Origin of the sequence: Lysinibacillus sphaericus (assembly GCF_005217585.1) — a bacterium.
GTDB lineage: Bacteria > Bacillota > Bacilli > Bacillales_A > Planococcaceae > Lysinibacillus > Lysinibacillus sphaericus.
In genome coordinates, this window is the sequence record NZ_SZPT01000014.1 from 24278 (window position 1) to 50669 (window position 26392).

At 37.2% G+C, this 26392-nt stretch carries 23 protein-coding genes and 3 pseudogenes; 3 read left to right on the forward strand and 23 right to left on the reverse strand.

The window, feature by feature from the left end; translation table 11 throughout:
• Nucleotides 1–406 precede the first annotated feature (406 nt).
• Together FC748_RS21645 and bacL2 are read left to right on the forward strand one after the other, a co-directional pair.
• Nucleotides 407–706: a hypothetical protein gene (locus tag FC748_RS21645; protein WP_108031358.1), complete on the forward strand. Its 300-nt coding sequence runs from the start codon at nucleotides 407–409 to the stop codon at nucleotides 704–706.
• A 473-nt stretch (nucleotides 707–1179) separates the two neighbouring features.
• The gene (gene bacL2 / locus FC748_RS21650; protein ID WP_108031360.1) at nucleotides 1180–1869 is read left to right on the forward strand and encodes a BacL2 family protein; all 690 of its coding nucleotides are present in this window, start codon (nucleotides 1180–1182) and stop codon (nucleotides 1867–1869) included.
• Nucleotides 1870–2350: 481 nt separating this feature from the next.
• Here bacL2 and FC748_RS21655 read toward each other — a convergent pair.
• Both FC748_RS21655 and FC748_RS21660 read right to left on the reverse strand, forming a co-directional pair.
• Nucleotides 2351–2448: pseudogene (locus FC748_RS21655) on the reverse strand (transposase); the annotation flags it as partial.
• 168 nt (nucleotides 2449–2616) lie between these two features.
• Nucleotides 2617–2994: a hypothetical protein gene (locus FC748_RS21660; protein WP_108031362.1), complete on the reverse strand. Its 378-nt coding sequence runs from the start codon at nucleotides 2992–2994 to the stop codon at nucleotides 2617–2619.
• Between the two features lie 899 nt (nucleotides 2995–3893).
• On the opposite strand from FC748_RS21660, the pseudogene FC748_RS21670 reads away from it, so the two are divergent.
• Nucleotides 3894–4708: pseudogene (locus FC748_RS21670) on the forward strand (helix-turn-helix domain-containing protein); the annotation flags it as partial.
• 267 nt (nucleotides 4709–4975) lie between these two features.
• On the opposite strand, the pseudogene FC748_RS22595 reads toward FC748_RS21670, so the two are convergent.
• From FC748_RS22595 to FC748_RS21775, 21 genes and pseudogenes are all read right to left on the reverse strand, one after another.
• Nucleotides 4976–5275: pseudogene (locus tag FC748_RS22595) on the reverse strand (reverse transcriptase domain-containing protein); the annotation flags it as partial.
• Nucleotides 5276–5914: 639 nt separating this feature from the next.
• Nucleotides 5915–6205 carry an RNA-binding S4 domain-containing protein gene (locus tag FC748_RS21680; protein ID WP_024362599.1) on the reverse strand — a complete coding sequence of 97 codons (291 nt, stop codon included), beginning with the start codon at nucleotides 6203–6205 and terminating at the stop codon, nucleotides 5915–5917.
• Between the two features lie 4 nt (nucleotides 6206–6209).
• Nucleotides 6210–7673 carry a bifunctional methyltransferase/pyrophosphohydrolase YabN gene (gene yabN, locus FC748_RS21685; protein WP_024362598.1) on the reverse strand — a complete coding sequence of 488 codons (1464 nt, stop codon included), beginning with the start codon at nucleotides 7671–7673 and terminating at the stop codon, nucleotides 6210–6212.
• 9 nt (nucleotides 7674–7682) lie between these two features.
• A complete protein-coding gene (locus tag FC748_RS21690) occupies nucleotides 7683–9302 on the reverse strand; it encodes a putative polysaccharide biosynthesis protein (RefSeq protein WP_108031365.1) in 1620 nt (539 codons plus the stop codon).
• A 160-nt stretch (nucleotides 9303–9462) separates the two neighbouring features.
• Entirely contained in the window at nucleotides 9463–9999 is a 537-nt protein-coding gene (spoVT, locus tag FC748_RS21695) for a stage V sporulation protein T (RefSeq protein WP_024362596.1), read from the reverse strand.
• A 187-nt stretch (nucleotides 10000–10186) separates the two neighbouring features.
• Nucleotides 10187–13699, reverse strand: coding sequence for a transcription-repair coupling factor (gene mfd / locus FC748_RS21700; RefSeq protein ID WP_108031367.1), 3513 nt, complete (start codon nucleotides 13697–13699; stop codon nucleotides 10187–10189).
• Nucleotides 13700–13968: 269 nt separating this feature from the next.
• Nucleotides 13969–14196, reverse strand: coding sequence for an anti-sigma-F factor Fin (locus tag FC748_RS21705; RefSeq protein WP_024362594.1), 228 nt, complete (start codon nucleotides 14194–14196; stop codon nucleotides 13969–13971).
• Between the two features lie 60 nt (nucleotides 14197–14256).
• Complete coding sequence (gene pth, locus FC748_RS21710) at nucleotides 14257–14820, reverse strand: aminoacyl-tRNA hydrolase (protein WP_024362593.1); 564 nt, start codon at nucleotides 14818–14820, stop codon at nucleotides 14257–14259.
• A 211-nt stretch (nucleotides 14821–15031) separates the two neighbouring features.
• The gene (locus FC748_RS21715; RefSeq protein ID WP_038509329.1) at nucleotides 15032–15622 is read right to left on the reverse strand and encodes a 50S ribosomal protein L25/general stress protein Ctc; all 591 of its coding nucleotides are present in this window, start codon (nucleotides 15620–15622) and stop codon (nucleotides 15032–15034) included.
• A gap of 481 nt (nucleotides 15623–16103) precedes the next feature.
• On the reverse strand, nucleotides 16104–17063 hold the full coding sequence (locus tag FC748_RS21720; protein WP_024362592.1) for a ribose-phosphate diphosphokinase: 960 nt from the start codon (nucleotides 17061–17063) through the stop codon (nucleotides 16104–16106).
• A 24-nt stretch (nucleotides 17064–17087) separates the two neighbouring features.
• On the reverse strand, nucleotides 17088–18458 hold the full coding sequence (glmU, locus tag FC748_RS21725) for a bifunctional UDP-N-acetylglucosamine diphosphorylase/glucosamine-1-phosphate N-acetyltransferase GlmU (protein ID WP_024362591.1): 1371 nt from the start codon (nucleotides 18456–18458) through the stop codon (nucleotides 17088–17090).
• Between the two features lie 273 nt (nucleotides 18459–18731).
• Nucleotides 18732–19034 (reverse strand): septation regulator SpoVG, encoded by a 303-nt coding sequence (gene spoVG, locus FC748_RS21730; RefSeq protein WP_024362590.1) that lies wholly within the window; start codon nucleotides 19032–19034, stop codon nucleotides 18732–18734.
• Between the two features lie 343 nt (nucleotides 19035–19377).
• Entirely contained in the window at nucleotides 19378–19752 is a 375-nt protein-coding gene (locus tag FC748_RS21735) for a RidA family protein (protein ID WP_024362589.1), read from the reverse strand.
• A 3-nt stretch (nucleotides 19753–19755) separates the two neighbouring features.
• Nucleotides 19756–20583: a pur operon repressor gene (gene purR / locus FC748_RS21740; RefSeq protein ID WP_024362588.1), complete on the reverse strand. Its 828-nt coding sequence runs from the start codon at nucleotides 20581–20583 to the stop codon at nucleotides 19756–19758.
• Nucleotides 20584–20639: 56 nt separating this feature from the next.
• Nucleotides 20640–21506, reverse strand: coding sequence for a 4-(cytidine 5'-diphospho)-2-C-methyl-D-erythritol kinase (gene ispE / locus FC748_RS21745; RefSeq protein WP_024362587.1), 867 nt, complete (start codon nucleotides 21504–21506; stop codon nucleotides 20640–20642).
• A gap of 211 nt (nucleotides 21507–21717) precedes the next feature.
• Nucleotides 21718–21897, reverse strand: a complete 180-nt coding sequence (locus tag FC748_RS21750; RefSeq protein ID WP_004229193.1) for a small, acid-soluble spore protein, alpha/beta type — start codon at nucleotides 21895–21897, stop codon at nucleotides 21718–21720.
• A gap of 114 nt (nucleotides 21898–22011) precedes the next feature.
• A complete protein-coding gene (gene veg / locus FC748_RS21755; protein ID WP_024362586.1) occupies nucleotides 22012–22272 on the reverse strand; it encodes a biofilm formation stimulator Veg in 261 nt (86 codons plus the stop codon).
• 155 nt (nucleotides 22273–22427) lie between these two features.
• Nucleotides 22428–23309, reverse strand: coding sequence for a 16S rRNA (adenine(1518)-N(6)/adenine(1519)-N(6))-dimethyltransferase RsmA (rsmA, locus tag FC748_RS21760; protein ID WP_025218327.1), 882 nt, complete (start codon nucleotides 23307–23309; stop codon nucleotides 22428–22430).
• A complete protein-coding gene (gene rnmV, locus FC748_RS21765) occupies nucleotides 23302–23868 on the reverse strand; it encodes a ribonuclease M5 (protein ID WP_024362584.1) in 567 nt (188 codons plus the stop codon). The genes rsmA and rnmV overlap by 8 nt, the downstream gene beginning before the upstream one ends.
• Before the next feature lie 168 nt (nucleotides 23869–24036).
• The gene (locus tag FC748_RS21770; protein ID WP_024362583.1) at nucleotides 24037–25248 is read right to left on the reverse strand and encodes a resuscitation-promoting factor; all 1212 of its coding nucleotides are present in this window, start codon (nucleotides 25246–25248) and stop codon (nucleotides 24037–24039) included.
• 135 nt (nucleotides 25249–25383) lie between these two features.
• Nucleotides 25384–26154 carry a TatD family hydrolase gene (locus tag FC748_RS21775; RefSeq protein ID WP_024362582.1) on the reverse strand — a complete coding sequence of 257 codons (771 nt, stop codon included), beginning with the start codon at nucleotides 26152–26154 and terminating at the stop codon, nucleotides 25384–25386.
• Nucleotides 26155–26392 lie beyond the last annotated feature (238 nt).

Genomic DNA, 26392 nt, shown 5'->3' on the forward strand with positions numbered 1-26392 from the left:
TTAGTTCACTAGTGAAGCGACATTTGTGAAATACACTACATAGCCTTCTAAACAAACTTAACCCTAATTCAATCTATATGCGTCTACCTGTGCCAGGTGATCCATTTAGTAACACATTTTGCTTATCTTGAATGAATTGCAGTTCTTTTAAATGAGGAAGACGAACCACCGCCTTTTGTCTAGTTCCTCTAAAAGCTTTTTCTCTGGAAAGTTAGCTAAACGAATTCGATATAAGTCCAACTAAATACAAAAGAGCTCAAAAAAGGAAATTTCCTTTTTTCTTTGTAGTCACAGATTACAAAAACCTTTTCACATCTAATAAGGGCGAACTAGGATTTGAAGGCATTGAAATATTTAGCGCTCATATCTACATTCTTATTATTTTGATTAGAATAGGAGGTGCAAAATGGAATTTGTAACAGAACTCGCAACATCACAAGTGGTTTGGGCAATTTTGTGTATTTTATTAACAGTGGCAGTTATAAGGGAAATGCGAATTGAAAATGTAAAAAGAGAAACTAAAATAATTGATCTTTACGAAGATTATCGAAAAGAATCGAAAATACGTGAACAACAACTAATATCTCACCTTGAACGCAGTAATGAATCTCAAGAGCAAACCATATCAGCTTTGCAATCGATAAATTCAACTCTAGCTAAACTTGAAGGTCGTGTTGATAACATAGAAAGAATTTGTAATAAGTAGAGGACAACATGGTTAGTAGTATATTTTTTGCAGCGATTATAGTAAGTGACGACGTCTGTAAATGTGTTGATAATATTATTAAATCTGTAAAAGAGCTTAGAAATAATACCTACAATTTAAAATTTTTCGCTTTACTGTAGCGTGGAAGATTAAAAAACGCCTTTCCTTCGAGAAAGGCGTTTTCGTTTTTTTAATGAAGTATAGAGGTTTAACCTAATGATTACTAAGAAAAATATCATTTAAATTAATATACTCATTTTCCTCATATCACATTGTGGAAATTAAATATAAAATTGTATACAATAAAAACAGGAACATACGTTCCTTTATAGAACTAATCCTAAAGGATAACTTTCATATTGAATATTATTTCTAGTGTAAAAAAATAGTTTTTTTACACACCAAGTGTCACAAAAGAACAAAAAGTAAACACATCTCCTTTTATAAACATATTTACCAAAAGGAGGTAAAAAATGAATAAATCAAACGTGTCATTATGGTGTTCTTTAGAAAAAATGGTAGAATCATATGCGAACGAGACGGAAATATACAAAAAGGAATCAATTCTATCAAACATATTCGAAGAAATGAAGAGTTATATTAGTAGATGCATAAATAATGCATATTTGAAACCAAGAAACTACGGTCTTGAGATTCCAAAAGAAGACTTCGAATCACGATTTATGCAAAATCTTTGGGAAGCTGTTGAATCATTTCAAGTTGGTGGTTCTACTTTCAAGAATATTGTAATTCGTAGATTTGACTTTGCTGAAAAGCATACCTGGAATCAATATAAAACAAAGGGAAACAAAGAAGATAAAGATGGTGTTTCATACGAATCCGCAAGACTGGATTCATTGGACAGAAAAGTAGGAGGTTCTGAGTCAGAAGAAACAACACTTGCAAGTCTTTTAAACTGGAAAGTAATTTCAACAGAAGAAGAATATTTTGACAAGGTTGAAGAATCTTCAATTATATCTGACTTCGAAGCAGTAAATAAAAGGTATGCTAATGTAATTCGATTCATGGCGTTAGGTTACGAGGGAAATGCTTTAGCAATTGCAACTGGGGAAGCAGATTCTAACAATCCCAAATTTAGAAAACTGGTTCAGCGATCAAAAGAATCGTTTGCAAAATTTATGAAAGAAAGACCTTCTTTATAATTAGGGGATTGCACATTAAATTCCATACAGGGGTATTTTAATACTAAATTAAAACATAAGTCAGTTAAAGATTTAATTTTCTGGCATTATATTATACAAAAAAGAACATACGTTCTTTATTTGAGGGATAAAATACACCCTAATTCTCTAATTCTCTAATTCTCTTTATTAAGAAAACTCCAATTAAGTTAGTTACTACAGATTAAAAGAGCGAAGTATTGTTATAAATTCCAATATTTAAGCTTCTATAAAAGCAACAATTCAGGAGGGTAGATATATGTCTTATACCATTATCAATAATTTCATCCCGGAGTCATTATATAAGCTTAAATCGCCATACAGGATGAGACCAGAATACATTACACTTCATAATACTTATAACGATGCGACTGCAATTAACTAAATAGCATTCATGCATCGGAGTCCTGATCCGGTAAGCTACCACGTTCCAATTGATGATAAGCACGCTGTACAAACCATCTCTTCATTTGTCCATAAATAATCTGTCTTCTATATTTTGGCGCAAAGACAATGTGATACTTACAATTCCATGTCGTGTGATAAACTTTTATTATCCATTTAGATCCCCTTCCGTACGGAGTCGGTTGATCAGACCTGATTTCATTGTACGGCTGGGGGTTTTTTCTTGTCCATAGCTAGAAGCTCTATAGAACCCCTCGCATAGCAAGGGGTTTTCAAAAAAATACAAAAAAACACGAGCCCAATTAATGGACTCGTGTTCGAGTATTACATATTACCTTCGTCCCAAGGGTCAATAGCCCAAGTTATACCAGCCACAGTTGCCTGAACACGCATTTTAGGGCGGTTAGCATCAGTAAGCTTCGTGAATGTATAGTTCAAACGACCATCGCCATTGAAGTTGCCTGCTGAATTTCTAAGAGGAATATTACCAGTGTATTCACGATGAGTGTACCACGAGCCATTTACGATAGATTGAATTCGTAAAGTTCCATTTACACCACTAAAAAACTCAGTATCCAATGTACAAGCTACATCGTAATTTGAGCCACTTTTGTTGCTGCCTACTACGTTAAGAGTGAAAACTCCTTGCCCTCCTGCATTTGCTGCACCTTTGATAGATTTACTACGAGAAAATGTTGACATAATAAAATTCCTTCTTTCCAAAGTTTTTAACAGTTTAACGACATATTTAGGTCGAAACTCACTCATAAAATGTGAATTTTACAAGGGAGTTATCTGAGAGAAATGGGCGTTTTCTTTACTGCTTACACTATATATGTAACGTGAATATCTCTTTTTGTGACGTTACATGAAAAAATTATTAAAATAAAAAAAGACGACCCGAGAGACGCCATAATTGTCTTAACCCACAATTTCCAAATCCTAATAGTAGCTCTTCCATGAAAAGTTCTGTTACTTTACTTTTCAACAAATTAAACCCGCAGTATTTGCGGAAATGTAAAATGTATCGCAAGAAAATTTCATCAGTCGTTCAAAAATACGCCATAATGCTGTTCCTTAAATAATTGTCTATATCGCCGTATCGAAGAATTTACACTACTTGCCTTATTTGCAAGTCAGCGTTTAATTGTTTATCATTTACTTTTATTGGTTGAGTGGATGAAACCTATGCGCAAATATTCAAACGGTCAGACGGATAATCCGGTCAATCGAACGCCTATAATTGGGGGGCGAAGCGTGCCAAGTCAAGGACTCGTTCTATTTCAAAGTGCATTATCGAGAAGTCGGTCTGTACTAGAAGAATTTAAGAGAGCTTTAAAGGAACCGTGATTTGTGATGGTTATTCGGCATAAGGGAATCTACCTGATGTCACGTTCACCAATTGTTGGGCGCATGTGCGACGTTATTGACTAAAAGCCGATAGCAATAACGGGCAAATTGGCATGGGTTACTATGATCAACTGTATCTCTAGAAAGTACCCACTATTTGGAGGAATAGATGGAATATCATTTATATTTATCCATGCAAAACACCCCAAAAGTTAGATTTATTACTCTAACAATTGGAGGTGCAGTTTTCTATAGCTAAATATACTGTGGAAGATAAATTACAAGCAGTTGAGCGTTACTTAAATGGAAATGAAAGTGCTAATAAAATAGCTAATCTTTTGGGACTAAAAAAAGCAATTTTTAAATGGGTTAAGCAATATGAAACTCAAGGATTAAATGCCCTTCAATCAAAGAAAAAGGGGCGTCCATCCATGAAAAAAGAATACAATAAACAATTGAAACAAACACTAGTTAAAGGCTCTACCGAAGCAATTGAAGCACGTATGAAACAACTAGAAATCGAGTATTTAAAAAATTTAACGCCTTAGTTTAAAACAAGGAAAAATCGCCAAACTGGACAAAGCACAAGTAGTCTTTGAGTTAAGGCAGAAATATTCGTAGAAAGCACTTGTAAAACTCGCTTGCATTTCACAAAGTACGTACTATGATTTAGTAAAACGTATGAATCGACCAGATCCAGATGCCGATTTAAAAGCAAAAATAAAGGGGTTTTATGAAGAACATGAAGGGCAGTATGTTTATCGCCGTATTAGTGATGAGCTAGTAAATCGTGTTCAAAAAGTGAATAATAAAAAAGTGTGTCGTACGTATGAAAAAATATAAATCCTATAAAGGAAACGTTGACAAAATTGCGCCAAATATTTTAGACCTCAATTTTAAAGCAGATGCGCCAAATGAAAAATGGGTAACAGACATTTCAGACATGTTGCACAAAGCACTCGAACGTCTACCTGAGCACCACCAGTTACCCATGTATTCAGGCTGGCATTATCAAATGAATAATTATCGTCTAGCTTTAGAATCAAGAAGGGTTGTTCAAAGTATATTAACTCCCGTCCTCTCACACCACCGTACGTACGGATTCATATACGGCGGTTCAATTAAGATGAATAAGGCAAAGCTCCATAACGAACTTGCAGACTTTTCAGCCCTTGGTTTTCCCAGTAGGAATTGCCGAGGGTCTTCTTCGGGGTTTCTCCCATTTCTTCCATAATCACATTCGTAATTTTCGCTTAATCAAACTATCCAACATTTTTAAATATCCTAAAGCGTAATATCCACACCAGCCCGTTAGTTATTGGTTTAATTTTTCGATTCCAGCTTGGAGATATTTACGAATTAGTTTTAATAAGGATTTATCTGAGATTCGTTTCGCTAATGTTGCCATTACGCGGTCATGATTGACCTTATCGAAGAATTTCTCTAAATCCATATCAATGACCCAACGAAAACCTTCTTTTAAATAACTCTTTGCTTTTCGAACTGCATCATGGGCGCTCCGATTTGGTCGGAATCCATAACTGTGGCCCTAAAATGTTATGTCATACTCCTTTGATAAAGTCTGCGAGATGGCTTGTTGAATCAAACGGTCTGTCACGGTTGGCATTCCTATTTGCTGACTTCTAACAGTTCACCTACTTGTCACCAAGTAGGTTATGAAGGGTACTTCACGTTTCCATCAGACCTCCCCGGGTAAGCGTATGCACTTTCACACCTTCTATCCGCTTCATTTACTCGATATGACCTTCGCCAGAAAGGACTTTGTTTTGTAATGCAAACTCATCCAATCATACCTAGCCTTATATGAGATTCGTGTTCCTCGGACCAGTATTTTGCCGCCAGATTCCGCGTCGCAACGGACACCCTTGCTCTTGGCTAACCTCTACTTCGGGGTTCGGGACTTACACCCTATAGTTCATACGCATGCCGGGTGCATATTAAAAACGAGTCCGGCGCCATACCGAACTCGTTTTACTCAATTTGCCTAATGAATAACAGTGTCTAATTTTTGGGGGACATTTCAATGTTGTTAAATCAACGTTTCGTTCCTTTCGCTCCATTAGAACTGATATGGTATAAAAAATTTCAACTTTTTTTATACTTGAAGTAAGATTGACCGATTCATCATTATTATCACTATCATTTTCATTGATTTTATAAACATAAGTCATAGCTACTAAAAACATTACATAAGTAATACTACTATTTATTTTATCAGCATTTCCCCAGGTTTCTACTAAAGTAATTTTTATTAGTCCTCATCATCAATAAATTCAGGCTCAACCTTTTCAAGACGCTCTTCTTTTAAAATTGTAAACATCTTTGCTGCATCTTCTTTTTTCACTGTATCACGTAATTCTTCCACACGTGCTGTAACAATTTTTTGACCGAAGCGAATCGCTAATTCATCGCCAGCCTTCACACTGCTACTAGCCTTCGCTACTTTACCATTAATAGTAATACGACCTTGGTCAGCGACTTCTTTTGCTAACGTACGTCGTTTGATTAATCGTGAAACTTTTAAAAATTTATCTAATCGCATGTTTTTACTCCTTCTCAAGCTGCTTGGCTTCATCCCAAAAAGCATCTAATTGTTCTAGTGTATAATTTGAAAATGGCTGACCGCTCGCCTTTACCTTCGCTTCAACATAACCAAAACGTCGTGCAAATTTCTCATTTGCATGCAACATTGCTTCTTCAGGTGATAGCTTATAAAAGCGCGCTAAGTTTACAAGTGTAAACAAAACATCGCCAAATTCATCGAGTCGTGTTCCATTAGACCCTTTCGCCACTTCCTGACGAAATTCCTGCCACTCTTCCGCAAACTTATCCCAAGCACCTTCTACATCTGGCCAATCAAAGCCAACTTTTGCAGCCTTTTTTTGATAATTGTATGCCGTTTGCAACGCGGATGACGGGCGGTATTCTTCTTCTAGCAGTGGTTTGTCACTAATACCCTTTTCTTCTGCCTTAATCGCTTCCCAATTAGCGACAACACCATCTGCATCCTCCACTGATACATCTCCAAATACATGAGGATGTCGACGAATCATTTTTTCACTAACGGAAGCCAACACGTCCTCAAGTGTGAAGTAGCCTTGATCTTCTCCAATTTGTGCATGTAAAAATACTTGTAGTAACACATCTCCAAGTTCTTCAATCATCGCAAAATCATCTTCTGCATCTACAGCGGCCAAATATTCATGTGCTTCTTCCAGTAAATATTTTTTAAGTGATTCATGTGTTTGTTTTCGATCCCATGGGCAGCCATTTGGTCCACGTAAAGTAGCAATTATTTGGCGGAATGTTGTCCAATCACGTAAAGCCTCTTCCTGTGATGTGACTGGAGGTACATAAACCGTTGTTAAATTATTTACTTCAACGCTTTGATCTAGCTCATACAGTGGCACTGTTACAAGCTTCTCTTGTGAGGAACCCGCTGCCGTAACAACGGTTACCGGATATTCATCATCATATTTTTCCATTAAAGTCAGCTTTACTTCAGATGCACTAAATGTATCATATACTTGCGCAATTAAAATGTGCTGACGCATATTAATGTCATGCATGGAAAAGCTAGTGCCATCAAGTAATTGAAAGCCCTCAATCGGATCGATTTTTAACGCACCAAAAATAGGATCTAAGAAGCTTTGTCCGCCTTCAATCACTACCTTCACTTTACCTTCATCCGCAGCTTGAATTAGCAATTGCACTGTTTGCTCTGCCACTAGCGGATGGCCTGGCACAGCATACATCACATCTCCAATTTTAGTCGCTTCAATTAATCGTTGTGCAATTTCTTCATACACTGGCTGGAACGTATGATGCTTTTCATATATTGCATCAAAGCTTTCAAATTGTAAGCCTTCGTTAGCTAACTCATCTAATACTGGATGATCCACCGTCCGAACAAATAACTTTTCGGCTGCCATTAATTTTTTATATACGCCCATTTGCAACTGATTGAAATCACCAGCGCCAAGACCAATTATTGTTAATGTATTATTCATTCATTCCACCTACTTCTTTCGATTTAACCATAGTTGATACACTGCCATTCTTCGACCGAAAGGCAGTAGATACCATTCTTTTTCAGCCAGTACTCGTAGCTTGGCAATGCACGTAATCATAACAAATGCACCAATACAAACCGCACTAAAACCAGCAACCACTGCCACTAAACGTTGAGATAATAAACCATCTAATAAAGATGGGGTAATTTGAAGCCAAAGTATGACTGCTATTGCCATACATAATGATGCAATGCTAATCTTTTTGTAAAAACTAGCAGGTGCTAATTGCATACCCGTTAATTTTTTTAAGTAAAAAACAAGCGCTAACGCTGTGAACAACAGACCCACATTATTTGCAATAGCAGCACCTAAAACACCTAATGTCCTAATTGTGAACACATTTAGCAGCACTTTCAACGAAAAACCTGTCATTAAAAACAGGGCTGGCTTTTTTAATTTCCCAAAACCTTGCAAAATCGCTGTAAATGTCAAAATAATAGACAACGGTACAATTTGGAGTACATATAGCATCAGTACTTCCGATAATGCATCTGTTTTAAACAGCATTGTATTTATATAAGGCATCACTAATATTAACCCTAGTGAAGCAGCCCAGCCAAATAATATAGAAGCTCTATATGTCAATTGTATAAATGGCAACGCACTACGTCCATTTTGCTTATTTGACATATGGGCAACGAGCGGAACGATTGCTAGAGATAATGAGGCAGCGATGACAACACCAAGTTGCACTAATGGTTGTCCACGATCGTAAATCCCTTTCGTTTCCTTCGCTATCGTGTGGTCCATCCCGCTATCTATTAATAGCGAATAGATAGTAAAAGAATCGACTAGTTGATAACCAAGCAGTAATAAACTACTCATACTTACACTTAAACTTAGTAGTGTCACTTCTTTTAACACTGGAAAACTGGCTAAGCGTTGTTTCTGTTTTCCTATAAATGAACCAAAGCGTTTTCTAAAGAGATACGCAATTAGTAATAAGCCTACGCCTTCTCCAATAACGGTCCCGATAATCGCCATCTGACCAGCACCGTAGAGAGATTTTGACGTCGCCATTATGATAAACGTACCGGTCAAAATAACAGCAACCCTTACCGTTTGTTCCAAAACTTGTGCATAAGCAATTGGCTCCATGATCCCTCTGGATTGAAAGCCTCCCTTAAAAATAGCAAGTGCCGGCATAACCAATACAATAAATGACCCCGTCCGTAATAAAGGAGCAAGATTTGCATCTCCCATCATTTTCGCAATGACGTCCGCACCAGCAAATAATGCAATAAAAAATACCCAGGAGAGTATCGTTAAATAACGAAATATAATCCGCATAATGCTTCGTCTTCTCTGTGTACGTTCTTCCACATCGACCACACAATCATTATCGGCCAGCATTTTGGAAATTGCTACAGCAAAACCACTCGATGTCCATACTACAAATATGGATATTACAGGATACACTTGTTGGTAAATATAAAATCCTTCGTCACCTACAAGGTTTTGAAAAGGCACACGATAAATTGCGCTTAAAATCTTCACAATGAGTGCCGCAATGGTTAATAATGCTGCACCCTTCATGTAACTTTTCATACCAAATCGTTCCGACATACATTGTCCTCTTTCCTTCGTTTAACAATGCCAATAGTATAGCATACCTCAAAAGTTTGACGCTCACCTGAACAATCTTTGGTATCAGCAATGCTTTATGTATACAAAAAAAGTTATTGTTCACCCTAAAAAGAGTTATGACAATAACTTTCGATGTTCATTAATTATTCATTTGTTTTGATAAGAAGTTAGCAGCTGTTTCCACAACTTTTACTTCTACTTCGCCAACAAAATGTACTTTAGATAAAACAATAATACAACCAATAGGATCCCCGTTCACCATGATTGGTGTTGCACAATAGGATTTAACTTGCTCATATTGTCCAGGAACAATTTCAATTGTTGTTTCCATCTTCTCAATTTTTGTTGAACGCTCGTCCATAAAACCTTCCGCAAAGGATGTAATACGACGATTAATGTATTCCTTCTTACCAATCCCTGCAACAGCGATTACTTCGTCTCGGTCTGTTACAAATGCCGGCGTGCCTAGTGTTTCATATAATGTTTCCACATATTCACGGGCGAATTCTCCTAAATCATTAATTGGAGAATATTTTTTCAAAATGATTTCACCTTCACGGTCCGTATAAATTTCTAACGGGTCACCTTCACGAATACGTAGCGTTCTACGAATTTCCTTTGGTATTACCACACGTCCTAAATCATCTATACGACGAACAATTCCTGTTGCTTTCATGCTAAACTGCCTCGCTTTCGTATTCATTAAAATTTTTCTTCAACAATAGTATGGTTTTTCTTGAGACAATCTATGCAAAAAATGAACGAAAAGGATTATGAATCCAACATTAATTTTTTTAATAAAAATTTGTCTTTTCATACAATAAGGCTGAACTTGCCAATTTGTCAACAAGTTCAGCCTTTTTTCACATATTTTTTTTGGAATTTGCAATAATCTGCATTATTTCTTCTAATATATCAAAATGATGGTATTTTATGCATTTACGCTCATCAATTGTCAATATCAATTGCATACTATCCATACCGAAGCCAACAGCTCGCTCAAACTTCATCGTCTCGCTTACAATTTTACTTCCATCCACCTTGGCTGAACCTTCCTCAGATAGCAAAATGGAGATGACCTTTTGCTTTTCCTTAATAGAAGAAACGCCCATTTCTAATCCCCAAATCTTCATGCGTGCAATACGCAGCAATCGTTCTGTTTCAATTGGTAAATCACCAAAACGGTCTTGTAATTCTTCCATAATTTCTTCGTATTCATCCACTTGGTCCATCGCTTTAATGCGCTTATACATCTGAATTTTTTGATAGCCGTCTGGTATATACGCATCAGGAATATAAGCATCCACGTTGAGTAAAATTTCTATCTCTGGTTTCTCTTCTTTTTTCACGCCAGTTTGTCGCTCTGCAATGGCCTCTTCTAGCATTTGGGAGTACAAGTCAAAACCAACTGAATCAATAAAGCCATGTTGTTGCGCACCTAATAAATTGCCAGCCCCTCGAATGGATAAATCTCGCATAGCAATTTTAAATCCAGATCCGAGCTCTGTGAACTCTTTTATCGCTTGTAATCGTTGCTCAGCTACATCCGTAAGTACTTTGTCACGTTGATACATAAAGTAAGCGTATGCCACTCGATTTGAGCGACCTACACGGCCACGTAATTGGTAAAGCTGTGCTAAGCCCATGCGATCTGCATCATGGACAATCAGTGTGTTTACATTCGGAATATCAACACCTGTTTCGATAATTGTAGTCGTTACTAAAACATCATAATCCCCTTCAATAAAGGCTAAAATCACAGATTCCAATTGCGATTCCGTCATTTTGCCATGAGCATAGCCGATACGCGCTTCCGGGACAAGCATTTGAATCTCCTCAACTTTACGTGCCATATCCTCTACTCGATTGTATAAGTAAAATACTTGACCACCACGCGCCATTTCTCGCTCAATAGCTTCGCGCACAAGTGCCCCACTATGCTCCATAACATAGGTTTGTACTGGGAATCGATTGGCAGGAGGTGTCTCAATAACCGATAAATCACGAACACCTACCATAGACATATGCAACGTTCTCGGAATAGGCGTTGCGGTTAATGTTAAAACGTCCACATTCGTTTTTAATTGTTTTATTTTTTCCTTATGGGTAACACCAAAACGCTGTTCTTCATCTACAATTAATAGGCCAAGATCTTGGAACGTTAAATCTTTAGATAAGATTCTATGAGTCCCTATTACAATATCTACTTGCCCTTCTTTTAATCCTTTTAAAGTCGCTACTTGCTCTTTTTTCGTACGGAAACGAGATAATAAGCCGACATTGATAGCAAAATCCTGAAATCTATCACGGATTGTCTCGTAGTGTTGTTGCGCTAAAATCGTCGTAGGCACTAAAAAGGCAACTTGTTTACCGTCCTGAATGGCTTTAAAAGCTGCACGAATGGCTACTTCGGTTTTACCATAACCTACGTCACCACATACAAGGCGGTCCATCGGTCGTTCACGTTCCATATCACGTTTCACTTCCACTATGGAACGAAGCTGATCCTCAGTTTCTTCATAAGGGAACGATGCCTCAAAATTACGTTGATCGTCATTATCCGGTGCGAAAGCATGCCCTTTTTCTGCTTCTCGCTTGGCGTATAGCTTTATTAAATCATCTGCAATATCTTGTACGGCAGAGGAAACCTTTGCTTTCGCTTTTTTCCACTCTGCTCCACCTAATTTATGTAGCTTCGGTTCGCGGTCTTCAGATGCCACATATTTTTGAATTAAATCGATTTGCTCCACAGGTACATATAATTTATCGTCTGCACGATAGCGTATATGCAAGTAATCCTTATGTGTGCCATTAACTACTAGCGTTTCTACACCAATGTATTTCCCAATCCCATGATGCACATGCACGACAAAGTCGCCAGCTTTAATTTCTGTATAGCTTTTAATACGCTCTGCATTTGTCATCTTTTGAGGGCGTGATTTTTTCTTTGCTTGTTGTTTAAATAATTCATCCTCTGTCACAATTGCCAAACGTTGTAATGGTAGTTCAAAACCACTCGATAATCCGCCTTCTACAATGTACAGACCTGGTTCATTAGGCTCTCCAATTGTTGCATGAATATCATATTCCTCAAGCATTTCCTGTACACGTTTCACACGGTTTTTATCTCTAGCAACGATTAGAACGGTAAATTTCCCAAGCTGCCATCGTTCAACTTCACTTTGTAATAATGCCATTTGTCCGTGGAACTGTTGCATCGGTTTACATGAAAAATTAGTCGTTTTAGAAAAGGTAATACCCGCAAATGTACGAGAAAATAGCGAGAAATAAAGCTTCTGCTGCGACAGCATCGCCAGTATTTCCTTTAAAGAAAAGGCTGGTTTCACATCATGTACCATTTTCCCTTCTTCAATTAACGATAAAAACCATTCTTCCTCTTCACGTTCCCAGGCATCCATTACCTCCTGAATACGACCTAGCTCATCAAATAATACAATGCCATTTTGTGCAAAATAGTCGCCTAAATAAGCTGTTTTATCATATAGCAACGAGCCATATTTATTTACAAAGTCAGGTAAGTTCCCTTGTTGCAACAATTCAATATCATACTGAATATGTTGATACAGCAGCTCTTTTGTCTCCTTCTTCTTAACTTTTTTCAAGCTTGTCGCTAGCGCACTTTCTAATCGACCTGCTAAAGCAATTCGCTCTTCCATTGTCAAAATTACTTCTGATGCTGGTAAAACACGCACTTCTCGCAATTTATCAATCGAACGCTGGTCATCCGCTGAAAATGTACGAATGGAGTCCACTTCTGTATCAAATAGCTCAATTCGAATCGGCGCCTCTAAATAGGGCGGATAAATATCCAAAATCCCTCCACGCAACGCAAACTCCCCAGGTGTCGTTACCATTGAATTACGAACATAGCCCATAGCTACGAGCGTCTGTAACCATTCCTCAATTTGTACTTCGTCTCCGACTGCTGTCTGTAAAAAATAATGAATCCACTGCTCTTTTGGCGGCATCATTTTTCTTAAACCAGCAATTGGGATAATATAAACAGCTTTTTCACCTCTCGCAAGGCAATCAAGCGTCGCAATACGCTCTGCTCGAAGCTCTGGCGAGGCAACTGCTAAGTCAGCAGCAATAAATTCATCCGCTGGGTAATAGTGAACATGTTCCTCTCCTAATAACCCAACAAGCTCATCCGCCATCTTTTGCGCCTGCAATAAATTGGGTGACACAATATAGATGGGTTTTTGCACATGTTCAAATAACGCATCAACCATAACTGGTCGTGCGCTTCCTGTTAAACCTGTAATAAGCTGTGATGCTGTATTGCCGCTCTGAATCTCCTGTAAAAATGATGTGATATGTTTGTCCTGCGACACAAGCTGTCGTAAAACTTCCACAGTCAAAAGCTCCTTTCAGCGCGAAAATTCTAATTATTCAATGTGTTTTATACTATTAATCTAGTACACTATTACACATTCCCATTGTCTAATTATCATGTTCACCTTTGTGTAATTGTCCTAGTTAGTTCACTTTTAGTTTAAAAAGATGATTCTCTATGTGTATCGATTTTTTCCATATTATTAAAAGCAGTGTAACCATGTGCTTCAAAAAATAAAAACGGAAAAAGCTTTGGACGCACACATTGTGCGCCAAAGCATCCTTCCAATTATTGAATCCATTTATTGAGTGCGTGATAATCTGGATATTGTCTAAGCGAATCCTCACATTGCTCACAAATGCAGTGGACGGTTGTTTCACCATGTTGATTCTTTTCAACATAATCGTCTGCCTCACCTAACTCAAAAATATGCAACTTTCGAATTGTATCATCTGCATCAAATGGTAGTGTTCCTATTTCTACTTCACAATGCCTACACCGGTAGCGAATTGCCATCTCCAAATCATCCTCCTTTAAGCAACTTACTACTTAAAGTATAGACATTTAGGAAAAAGATTATGCACCGTTAAATTGGTTCATCACATCAAGAAATGGTTTTGAAAGAGACGCTTCTATTGCATGAACACTATTATCAATAGCATCAGCCATAATAATATTCTCTTCTTTAGAAAACTTAGATAGCACATAATCCGCTACCTTCATGCCTGCTGGTGGGCGACTCACACCAATACGAATTCGGTTAAATTCCTGTGTTCCTAAATGCTGAATTAGCGATTTAATACCATTATGCCCACCCGCACTGCCTTTTTGACGCAAACGCAATTTGCCTGTTTCTAAATCTAAATCATCATAAATAACGATTAGATCCTTAACATCTATATCAAAATAGTCCATGAGAGGTCTAACACATTCCCCTGATAAATTCATATATGTTAAAGGCTTAACAAGTAGAACCTTTCCTTCAGGACGATGTACAGTAGCATACATGCCATTAAATTTCGAATTCGTTAATGGTGCATCCCACTTTTTCGCTAATGCATCTATGACATCAAAGCCAATATTATGTCTTGTATGCTCATAAGGTTTACCTGGATTTCCTAAACCAACGATAATTTTCATAAGTACTTCACTTCTTTCAATCTAATAGTCATTATTTTACCATACTGCGCTCTAAGAAAGCATTTCGTTCATACCACTTCTGAACAATTATCCATATGCTAAAAATCCATTCACCATTAATATCATTATCGCTTTTTCAATAAAAAAAAGACTATCAAGTCCGTCTTTTACGACTTCCTCGATAGCCTTCCCTACTAACGTCTATTTAACCTTATGCCTCAACACTTTCTTCGACTTCTTCATCTTCTGCCGATACGGTTGGTGCCATAATTGTTGCTAAGATATGATCATCTTCGTTCACAATTTCAAAATCTACTTGATTGCGAATATCTGCTACCATGATAGATTCTCCAATTGCTAGTTTCGTAATATCAATTTCTAATGTTTCCGGAATATCAGTAGGTTTTACTTTAATTCTTACTTCTAAGTTTGGCTGCATTAAAATGCCACCTTCACTTACACCAACGGATTCTCCAATAAGTGTTACTGCAACATCTACTTCTAATTCTTCAGTCATATTAATTGCTAAAAAATCAACATGATTCACTTCATCTTTCAGTGTACATTTTTGTACTTCTGATACAACGACATTTACCCGTTCACCATCTAACTCCACCGGAATAACACCATTACGCCCATTTTTTTGAACGAATTGCCTAAATTCTTTCGCTGAAATAGAAATTGGGGTTGAATCTAGTTTGTAGCCATAAATAACAGCAGGAATGGCTCCCCCTTTTCTAAGTTGGGTTAATGTCGAACGATGCCCAGTTTCGCGCTTATTTACACTTAACACGGTACTCATATCTATACCTTCCCCTTCCAAGAAAAATTAATGATTTATTTCACCGTAGTCGCAACCTATTTACAGAATTTTAATATAAATATTTATTCGTTCTGTTAAGAGTTTTTAACAACGCTGAAATTTTTTATAATATTTACATTCATTTTACATATGAATGCAGATATTAAGCAGTAACAATTACTATTATACCCCTTAATGAAAATCTTCACACATAACCGCTACGCAAAAAGGACAAATCTACTCATAAATGTAGATTTGTCCTTTTTTTGTCACATATTATGCTAATTCTTTTACGTAAAACTAAAATAAATCCCATAATTTGTATTTCTAGCTTTGCAGATAACCATTTTAAAAGCTTTAAAATAAATATAATATATATATTTTTGCTAAGCTAAGGCGGTCACTTTCCTTCGATGGAGTGCGCCGCCTTTTGCTTTATAAAAATGCATCTATCCAGAAAAACATTATGAACTGAACTTAATTAATCGAATAAAGTACTTACTGATTTGTTTTCGTAAACGCGAGAAATTGCATCTGCCATTAATTTAGCTACTGAAAGCTCTGTAATTTTTGGTGATTTTTTCTCTTCAGAAAGTTGAATTGTATTTGTTACTACTAATTCTTTAATCGCAGAGTTTTCAATACGCTCGATAGCTGGACCAGACAGTACTGGATGTGAGCAACATGCATACACTTCTTTTGCACCCGCAGCACGTAATGCATCAGCGCCAATCGTAATTGTACCTGCAGTATCGATAATATCATCAATCAAGATTGCCACTTTACCATCAACATTACCAACGATGTTCATCACTTCTGCAACATTTGGTTTTGGACGGCGTTTGTCAATAATTGCAATTGGTGCTTTTAAACGTTCTGCCATTTTACGTGCACGCGTTACTCCACCATGGTCAGGTGAAACAATTACGATTTCCTCAGCAGGAATACCTTTTGATTTGAAATAATCAGATAGTAAAGGTACCGCCATTAAGTGATCGATTAAAATATCGAAGAAACCTTGGATTTGTGGTGCATGTAAATCTAAAACGATAACACGTGTTGCACCAGCCGTTTCAAGTAAGTTTGCCACTAATTTAGCTGTAATTGGCTCACGCGCTTTTGCTTTACGGTCTTGACGAGCATAACCATAGTAAGGCATTACAACGTTAACTGTACGTGCAGATGCGCGTTTTACAGCATCTACCATAATTAAAAGCTCCATTAAATGTTCGTTTACAGGTGCAGAAGTTGACTGCACGATAAACACGTCACAACCACGAATACTTTCTTCAATGCTAATTTGAATCTCTCCATCGCTAAAGTGCTTAACAGAAGATTTCCCTAATTCAACTCCCATTTCTTGCGCAATTTCTTGGGCAAGTGGATTATTAGAATTGAGTGAAAATATTTTTAATTGTGAGTTTGCATATTGATACGGCATGATGGCCTCCTGTTTAGTTGATAATTATTTTGAATTTAATTTGCTTACATAATTCGGTTTGTTTTCTTGTCTTGCACGAGCAATTGCTAGCGCATCTTCAGGAACTTCTTTTGTAATTGTAGATCCTGCTGCAATAAATGAACCTTTTCCAACTTTCACTGGCGCTACTAAGTTAGTATTACATCCTACAAATACATCATCTTCAATAATTGTTTGGAATTTGTTTTTCCCATCATAGTTCACTGTAATAGAACCACAGCCAACATTGACGTTATTTCCTATTTCAGCATCTCCAATATAGCTTAAATGGGATACTTTTGTGTCATGACCTAGTGTACTTTTCTTCACTTCTACAAAGTTACCGATTTTAACATGGCTACCGATATCAGATAGTGGACGAATATGTGCAAATGGTCCAATCGCTGTATCTTCCGCTACAGTGCTTTCTCTTACAACAGAGGAATGTACTGAAGTACGGTCACCAATACGACTATCAATAATTTGTGAATTTGGGCCAATAATACAATCTTCTCCTATTACCGTTGCTCCTTCAATCATAGAGCCAGGTTGTAGAACAGTATCACGTCCAATGACTGCTTCTGAACTAATGTAAGTAGCAGTTGGGTTAATGATTGTTACACCATTACGCATATGACGTTCATTAATACGTGCACGCATTAATGTCTCCGCCTGTGACAATGCCACACGGTCATTGACACCGAGTGTTTCTTCAAAATCATCGGTTACATATGCTTCAACGATATCGCCTTGCTTTTGTAAAATTTCAATTACATCAGGTAAATAATATTCGCCCTGTGCATTGTCATTTTTCACAAGCTTTAACGTCTCAAACAACGCCTTGTTATCGAAGCAGTATGTCCCCGTATTAATTTCTTTTACTCGTTGCTGCTCTACACTTGCATCTTTTTGTTCAACAATTTGTTCCACCTGTCCATTATCGCCACGTAAAATACGACCATAGCCAGTTGGATTTTCAGCAACAGCTGTTAAAATTGTCGCTTTTGCATTATTTGCTAGATGATGCTCAAATAACGCTTTCATCGTTTCAGGACGAATAAGTGGCGTATCACCGCAAACAACTAATGTTGTTCCTTGCTCGCTACCTAAAATTGACTCTGCTTGTTGTACTGCATGTGCTGTACCTAGTTGTTCAGCTTGTAAAACATACTCACTTTTATCGCCAAGTTGTTGTTTTACTTTTTCTGCACCATGTCCTACAACCGTTACGATGCGCTCGACATCTAACGTTTGAATGTGATCCACTACATGTTGTACCATGGGCTTCCCACATACTGGATGGAGCACTTTATATAATTTGGACTTCATACGTGTACCTTGACCTGCAGCCAAAATGACAGCAAAAATATTGCTCATCAGTAAGTCCTCCAATACGCTCATTTTCTCTTATGACTATATAGCAAAATTCATCTATTTTCAAGGCATGTAGAATTGACTAAAAAGTGAATTCCTAAATCAAACACGGCTTATGCTCGATTGTTATCAGCTATGCACTAAAATCTGCCCGTTTTCTCTTTTTTGAAAAATAAAAAGAACCCTTCATTCATTGAGGAGTTCTTTCTATTTTTCATCGCCAAAAAGTCCTTATTTTGTAAATAACCTTTGAACGACCATTTATTTTCATAAAACCTATACGCCAATTCCTTCTAATTCGGCTGCTTGTTCTGACTCAGGCGTGTCGCTCGAGTTATGATAAGCGTTTAAAATAATCTCTTGAATTTTGTTACGTGTCGTTGAATTAATCGGATGCGCAATATCTCTAAATTCTCCATCCGGTGTACGTTTACTTGGCATAGCAACGAATAAGCCTGTATTGCCATCAATTACACGGATATCATGTACCACAAACTCATTGTCGAGTGTAATGGAAGCAATCGCACGCATGCGACCATCCGTTTGAACATGACGTAATCTCACATCAGTAACTTCCATTTTCTCACCACCTCTCATCTTAGATGCCTAAATGAAAATATTTATATTCCTATTACCGAATATTTTCCTTTTCATAGTCTAACAAATTTTCTAAAAAATTTGAATACTTCATTTTTAATTCACTATAATATTTTCTCTAGTTCATCGTAAATTTGACAATAGTTTGTCAAATTTTTGGAAAACTAACGAATCTTTTATGTTTTTCTGTAATCCAGCTACATTTTCTAAGTAAACAATTTTTTAGATATCTAAGATAACTACTTAAAATGGCATTCGTAAGAAATTGTGAGTATTAGTAAAAAACCCTTTAAAAGAGTTATTGTTCTTTTAAAGGGCGCTTATTTTATTTTACAACGGCTATTACTTCTATTTCGACTTTCACATCTTTTGGTAAACGAGCTACTTCCACTGCCGAACGAGCTGGCTTATGTTCGCCAAAGTGACTAGCATAGACTTCGTTCATTGCCACAAAGTCATTCATATCCTTCATAAAGACAGTAGTTTTTACTACATTGTCTAATGATGAACCAGCAGCCTCTAACACTGCCTTTAGATTAGCAAAGACTTGGTGTGTTTGAGCGGCGATATCACCCTCTACTAATTCCCCTGTTGCAGTAAGCGGAATTTGACCTGAACTATAAAACATCCCATTTACAATTATGCCTTGTGCATATGGTCCAATTGCTGCTGGTGCATTTGTTGTAGATACTACATTCATTTGTCATTTCTCCCTTTTTGTAAAATAATTTCCTTCACTTAATGCAATCGTACGATCTTTTTCATTTACCTCATGAAGCTTTACAAGTGAATAGTAATCATCTACTAAAGTTTCATCGGCATGCTCTGCTTCAACAAGAACCGCGATACCTGCTAGTTGACAGTCAAACTCTTCTAGTAGATTTTTCATACCGTTCATCGTACCTCCGACCTTCATAAAATCATCGGTAATTAGTACGCGCTGTCCACTCTTCATGCTTCTTTTTGATAATACCATTGTCTGAATTCTACGAGAAGAACCAGATACGTAGTTTATGCTGACTGTAGAACCTTCTGTTACTTTGCTGTCTCTACGAACAACTACTACCGGTACATTTAAGTGTCTTGCTATGGCATGGGCAATAGATATTCCCTTTGTTGCCACTGTCATAATGACATCAATTTGTTGGTCAGCAAAGGCAGATGCAAAGACCTTACCAACTCGATTAATTAAATCTGGATTGCCCAGTAAATCCGTCATAAATAAATAGCCACCAGGTAACAAACGATCAGAATGTTCAAGTTCTGCTTTTAAATCCTGAATAACTAAACGAACTTCCTCTTCGGACATTTTAGGAATATACTTCACACCACCTGCAGCCCCTGGCACTGTTGTCAATAACCCGATTCCTTTTTCTTCGAAAGTTTCTTTTACAATCGTTAAATCTTCGCTAATTGAAGACTTTGCTGATTGATATAATTCTGAAAAATAAGTTAGCGGGATCAGCTGATGTGGATGTTCTAGTAAATAGTACGTCATATCAACTAGTCGTTCACTACGCTTCCATTTCATGCGACCCTCTCCTAAACACGAATATTTATAGGTAAAATTAACACAAATATGCGTTTTTAAGCAAGCGTATTTCGCTCCCCTAAAATGCGCACAGCATATACTTCTTCACAAAAGCCTCGTAAGCCATTGTAAATTCGACTTACACGAGCCTCACTATCCACAAGGCCAAAGACCGTGGGACCGCTTCCGCTCATTAATGTCGCATCTGCTCCAAAACGTCGCATCTGCTCTTTTAACATAATAACTTCTGGATGCAACTTAAATGTTACAGTTTCCAAAACATTTCCTAAAGATGCACATAATAGTTCATAATTATCCGTCTCAATCGCTTGAATCATTTGCTTTGTATTTGGATGCTCAAGTCCTTCAACTTTCAATCCTCCATATACTTCCGCTGTCGATACACCTATTTTAGGCTTGGCTAATACAACCCAACAGCTTGGCGGAGCAGGTAATTCTTGAATTTTTTCTCCACGTCCAGTTGCTAGCGCTGTACCTCCGTATACACAAAAAGATACATCAGAGCCGATTTTAGCACCAAGCTCTGCTAACTCATCTATGGACAAGTTTAAATTCCAAAGTTCATTTAAGCCTTTTAGTGTCGCCGCTGCATCACTACTGCCTCCTGCAAGACCTGCGGCGATCGGTATTTCTTTTTCAATTGTAATGGATACACCTTGTCTAATGCCGTATGTATCTTTTATAAGACGCGCTGCTTGATAAGCAAAGTTGCGGTGATCATTTGGTACGAAATTATCCGTTGAAATAATTTCGATAACTCCATCTTCTCGAGATTCTAAGCTAATACGATCTGCCAAATCGACAGTCGTCATGACCATCTCCACTTCGTGATAATTATCTGGTCGTTTATAAAGAACATCTAATGTTAAATTAATTTTTGCAGGCGCCTTTACATAAAGCATCTTACTTCCTCCCTCATAACTACACGCAGAAACAGCCATTCATTTTTCGCGCAAGATAATTCATTTTATTTTACCATAATGAGAAAGCAAACTGAAAAAAGAACCGTTTTATAACGGTTCTCTCTCGTCAGTTGTTTTGTTGTGTTCAGCATAGGCAACCCTAGCTAAATGAAGTAAATAAATGTAAGCAACCTATTTTAGGCAAAGTAGACTACTTACGCTCTTGTTCACTGCTTGCTCTTTCCGCCATCTCAATGGCACGTTTCACCATATTACCAGCATCTCGAGCTTTAATGCCGCCCCAACCTTCTTTTTGCACAACATCATAAAATCCAAGTTCTTTGGCGATCTCTTCTTTTAAACGAGGTGACATGATACCTTTTCTAGGCATATAAACTCCTCCTTGTAACAACTGACGACATTAGTATGTCCGATAAAACGAAAAGCACTCATGTAGTTTTTGACATACATGAGTGCTCCAAAATATAGAAATAAGTACTAGAAACTATTTCGCGACAGCAGCCTTTGCTTCGTCTAAAAATGTAATCTCTACTGCCTCAGTTAAAATATCTGTGTAGCTATACGATACGCGTTTGCACGTATTGTCTTCTTGATCAAGCTCAACTACAAAAATTGCACGATATGTTTCGCGCAATATCCCTGCACACTCGATCGTTTTCTTGCGACCACCGTTTGCTTTTAACTGCAAACGTTTACCCAAATGACAATCCAACGACTTTTTAATGTCCGCTAAAGTTTTTGGCATTTTCGCTTACACCTCACTAATACCTAGTATAAGTGATACGCCCAAAAATGTCAACAAAATATAATATTTTATCAGCCCTTCATAAATGTTGTCAACTTATTTTTTTTGAAAAAATACGTTTTTTTTCATATCACATGAAAATGTAACAAAATTTTTTACTTTGCAAAGGTTGGATAAAGAGCATCTGCAAGCTTCCCAAACTCTTGAATGGAAAGTGTTTCACCACGACGAGTTGGCTCAATATTTACAGATTCTAAAGCCTCGATGATTTTATCTTTATTGGCCTTACCATTTGGTAAACCCGATTGTAAATTATTTAGGATGGTTTTACGACGCTGTACAAATGACGCTCTTGTGACAACAAAAAGAAAATCCTCATCAATCACATTAACCGGTGGCGCATCATGCTTAATAAGACGAATAACTGCTGAATCTACATTTGGTTGTGGCATAAAAACAGTTTTCGGTACAGTCATCGCAATTTCTGCTTTCACGTAATACTGAATGGCAATCGATAATGAACCATATTCTTTTGTTCCTGGTTTCGCTGTAATACGATCCGCTACTTCTTTCTGCATCATCACCACAAAACCACGGATTGGTAGACGATCATTTAACAACTTCATTAAAATAGGCGTCGTAACATAATAGGGTAAATTAGCAACAACCATAATATCCTCAATACCTGGCATTTCTTCCTCAATTACTTTAGCAACGTCTGCTTTTAAAATATCGGAATGCACGATAGACACATTATTATATGGACTTAATGTATCGGCTAGTACTGGTAATAAACGCTGATCGATTTCAAACGATACGACCTTTTTTGCGCTGCGTGCCAAATGCTCCGTTAATGCGCCAATACCTGGACCTACTTCAATTGCACCACTGTTTTCTGTCAAATTCGCATGACTAACAATGTTTCTTAAAATGTTCGGGTCAATTAAAAAATTTTGACCTAAGCTCTTTTTAAATGAAAATCCATATTTTTTTAAAATTTCCTGTGTTCGAATGGGTGTTGCAATATCCTTATGCATTATTTTCCTCCTGATCTACCTGTGCGACAGCAGCACCAAATTGCTGTTCTGTTATTTGAAACATTTTCAATCTTTTATGAAGTTGTTTACCATTTGTTGCACCAATATTCAATATTTCACCTAGACGATCACGGCGTCTTTTCGCCAATGGATGACCGATTAAACGAGCGGTCATTAAATCTTCTAGCGTAATATCATCGGTAATGGGCTCATTGTTATTTGGCGTATAGACAAGACTTAACGCTTCGCGAATATCCTCATCTGCCGCATGCTCAATGCCTAAACCTTTACCGTTTTTTGCAATTGTTTTTGATTTTGGTAAAAAGGCATGTTTTACCCCTGAGACATGTTGCTCAATAATAGCTCGAATTCGCCGTCCTGGATAATCAGGATCTGTAAACACAATGACTCCTCGTTTATCCTGTGCGTGCTGAATTCGTTTAAGCGTCTCCTCTGAAATTGCAGATCCATTTGTTTCAATAGTATCTGCTTGAACAGCTCGCTTAATGGCTGTTGTATCATCTTTTCCTTCAACGACAATGACTTCTTGAATTTGCAAAAAGGCTCCTCTTTTCTACCTTATCTTCAGACCATTTTACAACTGCCCTGTGTGATTGTACAGAAATACAAAGTTAGTCGGTTATATACGTGAAAAAAGCTTTCCCGCCAGTCAATACAGGAAAGCCAATGCTTAGTGAAAAACATTTTGTTATATTTTACAATTTTTTTAATTTAATACTTTAATACGCACTTTCTTACGTCCCCAGTTGCGGGCTTGAGCATCTGTTTGTACAAGTATATCGATCTTATTACCCTTAATTGAACCACCAGTATCCCCAGCAATAGCTGTTCCATAGCCTTCAACCCATACCTTTGAGCCAAGTTTAATAACGGATGGATCTACTGCGATTACCTTTAAGCCAGAACCTGAACGCAAGTTAATGCCAGTAGCTGATGTACCTGAACAGCCTTTACAATACGGTGTATATGCTGTTGCCGTTACATAAAATTCTTTCCCACTAGCAGGCTCCGCTGAACCACGAGACACAGTTGTTGCGCTAGCTACTAATTTTTTTGCACCAACAGCAACTACTTGTTTCTTTGGCTCTTTTATGACGTTTTCAGATTGTAAATTTTTTGCCACAATTTTGCCGTTTTCTTTCACGACTTCATACGTTCGAGAAACTGTACCCTTCTCGCCCGTCGTGACTACTTTTTGTTTTCCTTTAAGCAAAGAAGCATCTTGCTTCTTTTCAATTGCGAAATCAATAGAGTCTTCCACTACATCGATAACCTTTTCTACGCGAACTACTGCGATTTTACTCTCTGGAGTGATAACGTCCTCCAGGTTATTCTCGACACGATCGAATTCATTAAGTTGAATTCCTTGTTGTTTTAAAAAGTTAGCGACCGTAGTCGAAGTGGACCAAACTTGTCTGTTTTCTAAACCATCGACAAGCGTTACCTGAAACGCTTTTTGAATATCGATTTTGTTATCTGCTCCTACTTCTGTATCCAAACCTTGCGCTAATGAATCATGTTCTGATACTTCGATATTTGCTTCCTTCAAAATGTCTTTCACTAGTTTTTCAGTTGTCCAAACTTTTGACTGATTTCCATCAACTGAAATTGTTACTTCTTTTGCCTGTTCCCAAGTAATTGCTAAACCATTAACAATTTTGGCATTCAGAGAGGGTGATATTTTGTCATGCGCTGCTACGTCTATATTTTGATTTTGTAATAGTTCTTCTACAGTTTTAGCATGTGTTGATACTTCAATTGCTTCTCCGTTAGCGTTAAGCGTTACGGATTTTTTAGTACCTTGATAAAGTACGAATGAAATTACTGACACAAACAGGACAAGTGAAACAATTCTTATCACTGTTTGCTTACTCCTCAATGATCCTAAGAACAAGTTTTTCATGGAATTATTTGACATGAAAAAACGCCTCCTTAATACAAAGTTGGATTATACGGACTAGATTTAGCACTGTCAACCCGAATGTATTTCAAAAAAATTTGACCATGCTATTTTAGCCAACCGCAAACACAGTATTGGAGGCACTTTAGCTAGTTAAACGTCAATCCTAAAAAATTTTTTTGCATTGGCAGTCGTTACATTGGCAACTTCCTCAATTGGTATTTCTTTTAAACGTGCAATTTCTTCTGCAACTAATGGCACCAATGCTGGTTCATTACGTTTACCACGGTAAGGATGTGGAGCTAGATATGGCGCATCTGTTTCGATCATCAAGTGCTCTAAAGGTATCTCTGTTGCTACTTCTTTCGGCATGCGAGCATTTTTAAAAGTCACCGGTCCGCCAAGACTAATCATAAAATTCATTGCGATGCATTGACGTGCTGTTTCTACACTTCCGCTATAGCAATGCATAACGCCTCCAACAGAAGCAGCATTCTCTTCACGTAAAATATCCACAACATCTGCTGTCGCATCTCGATTATGAATGATAATTGGTAAATTTACTTTTTGCGCTAAATGAATTTGCTTGCGAAAAAGAGCTTGCTGAACATCCTTTGGTGATTTATCCCAGTAATAATCTAAACCTGTTTCACCAATTCCAACGACTTTAGGATGTGCTGCCAATTCCTCAATCCATTGTAAATCTTCTTCAGTGCAATCAATAGCATCTACTGGATGCCAACCAATCACACCATAAATAAAATCGTATTGTTCTACTAATTCCATTGTTTTTTCAATCGTTTTACGATCAAAACCTACAACTACCATGGTTTCAACCTTTGCTTCAAGAGCTCGATCTATGACTTCTTGTAAGTCTTCTTGATACTGCTCTGCATTCAAATGTACATGTGTATCGATAAACATTGTCATTCCCCTAACCTTGATTTTATTAAAGATTATTATTTCATATTTTTCATCTGCATTACAATTTTGTTACAAACAAATTAGTATTGTGACAATACACTTATAAATATTCGGCAAAACTATTACCATGTACCTAAAATTCGTCAATTTACGCGTTGCATAAGTTATAGCAGAATAACTTTCAGCCAAATAATAGTCCAAATTTAGAATGGCCTGCTGAATATTTTCTACTCAACAG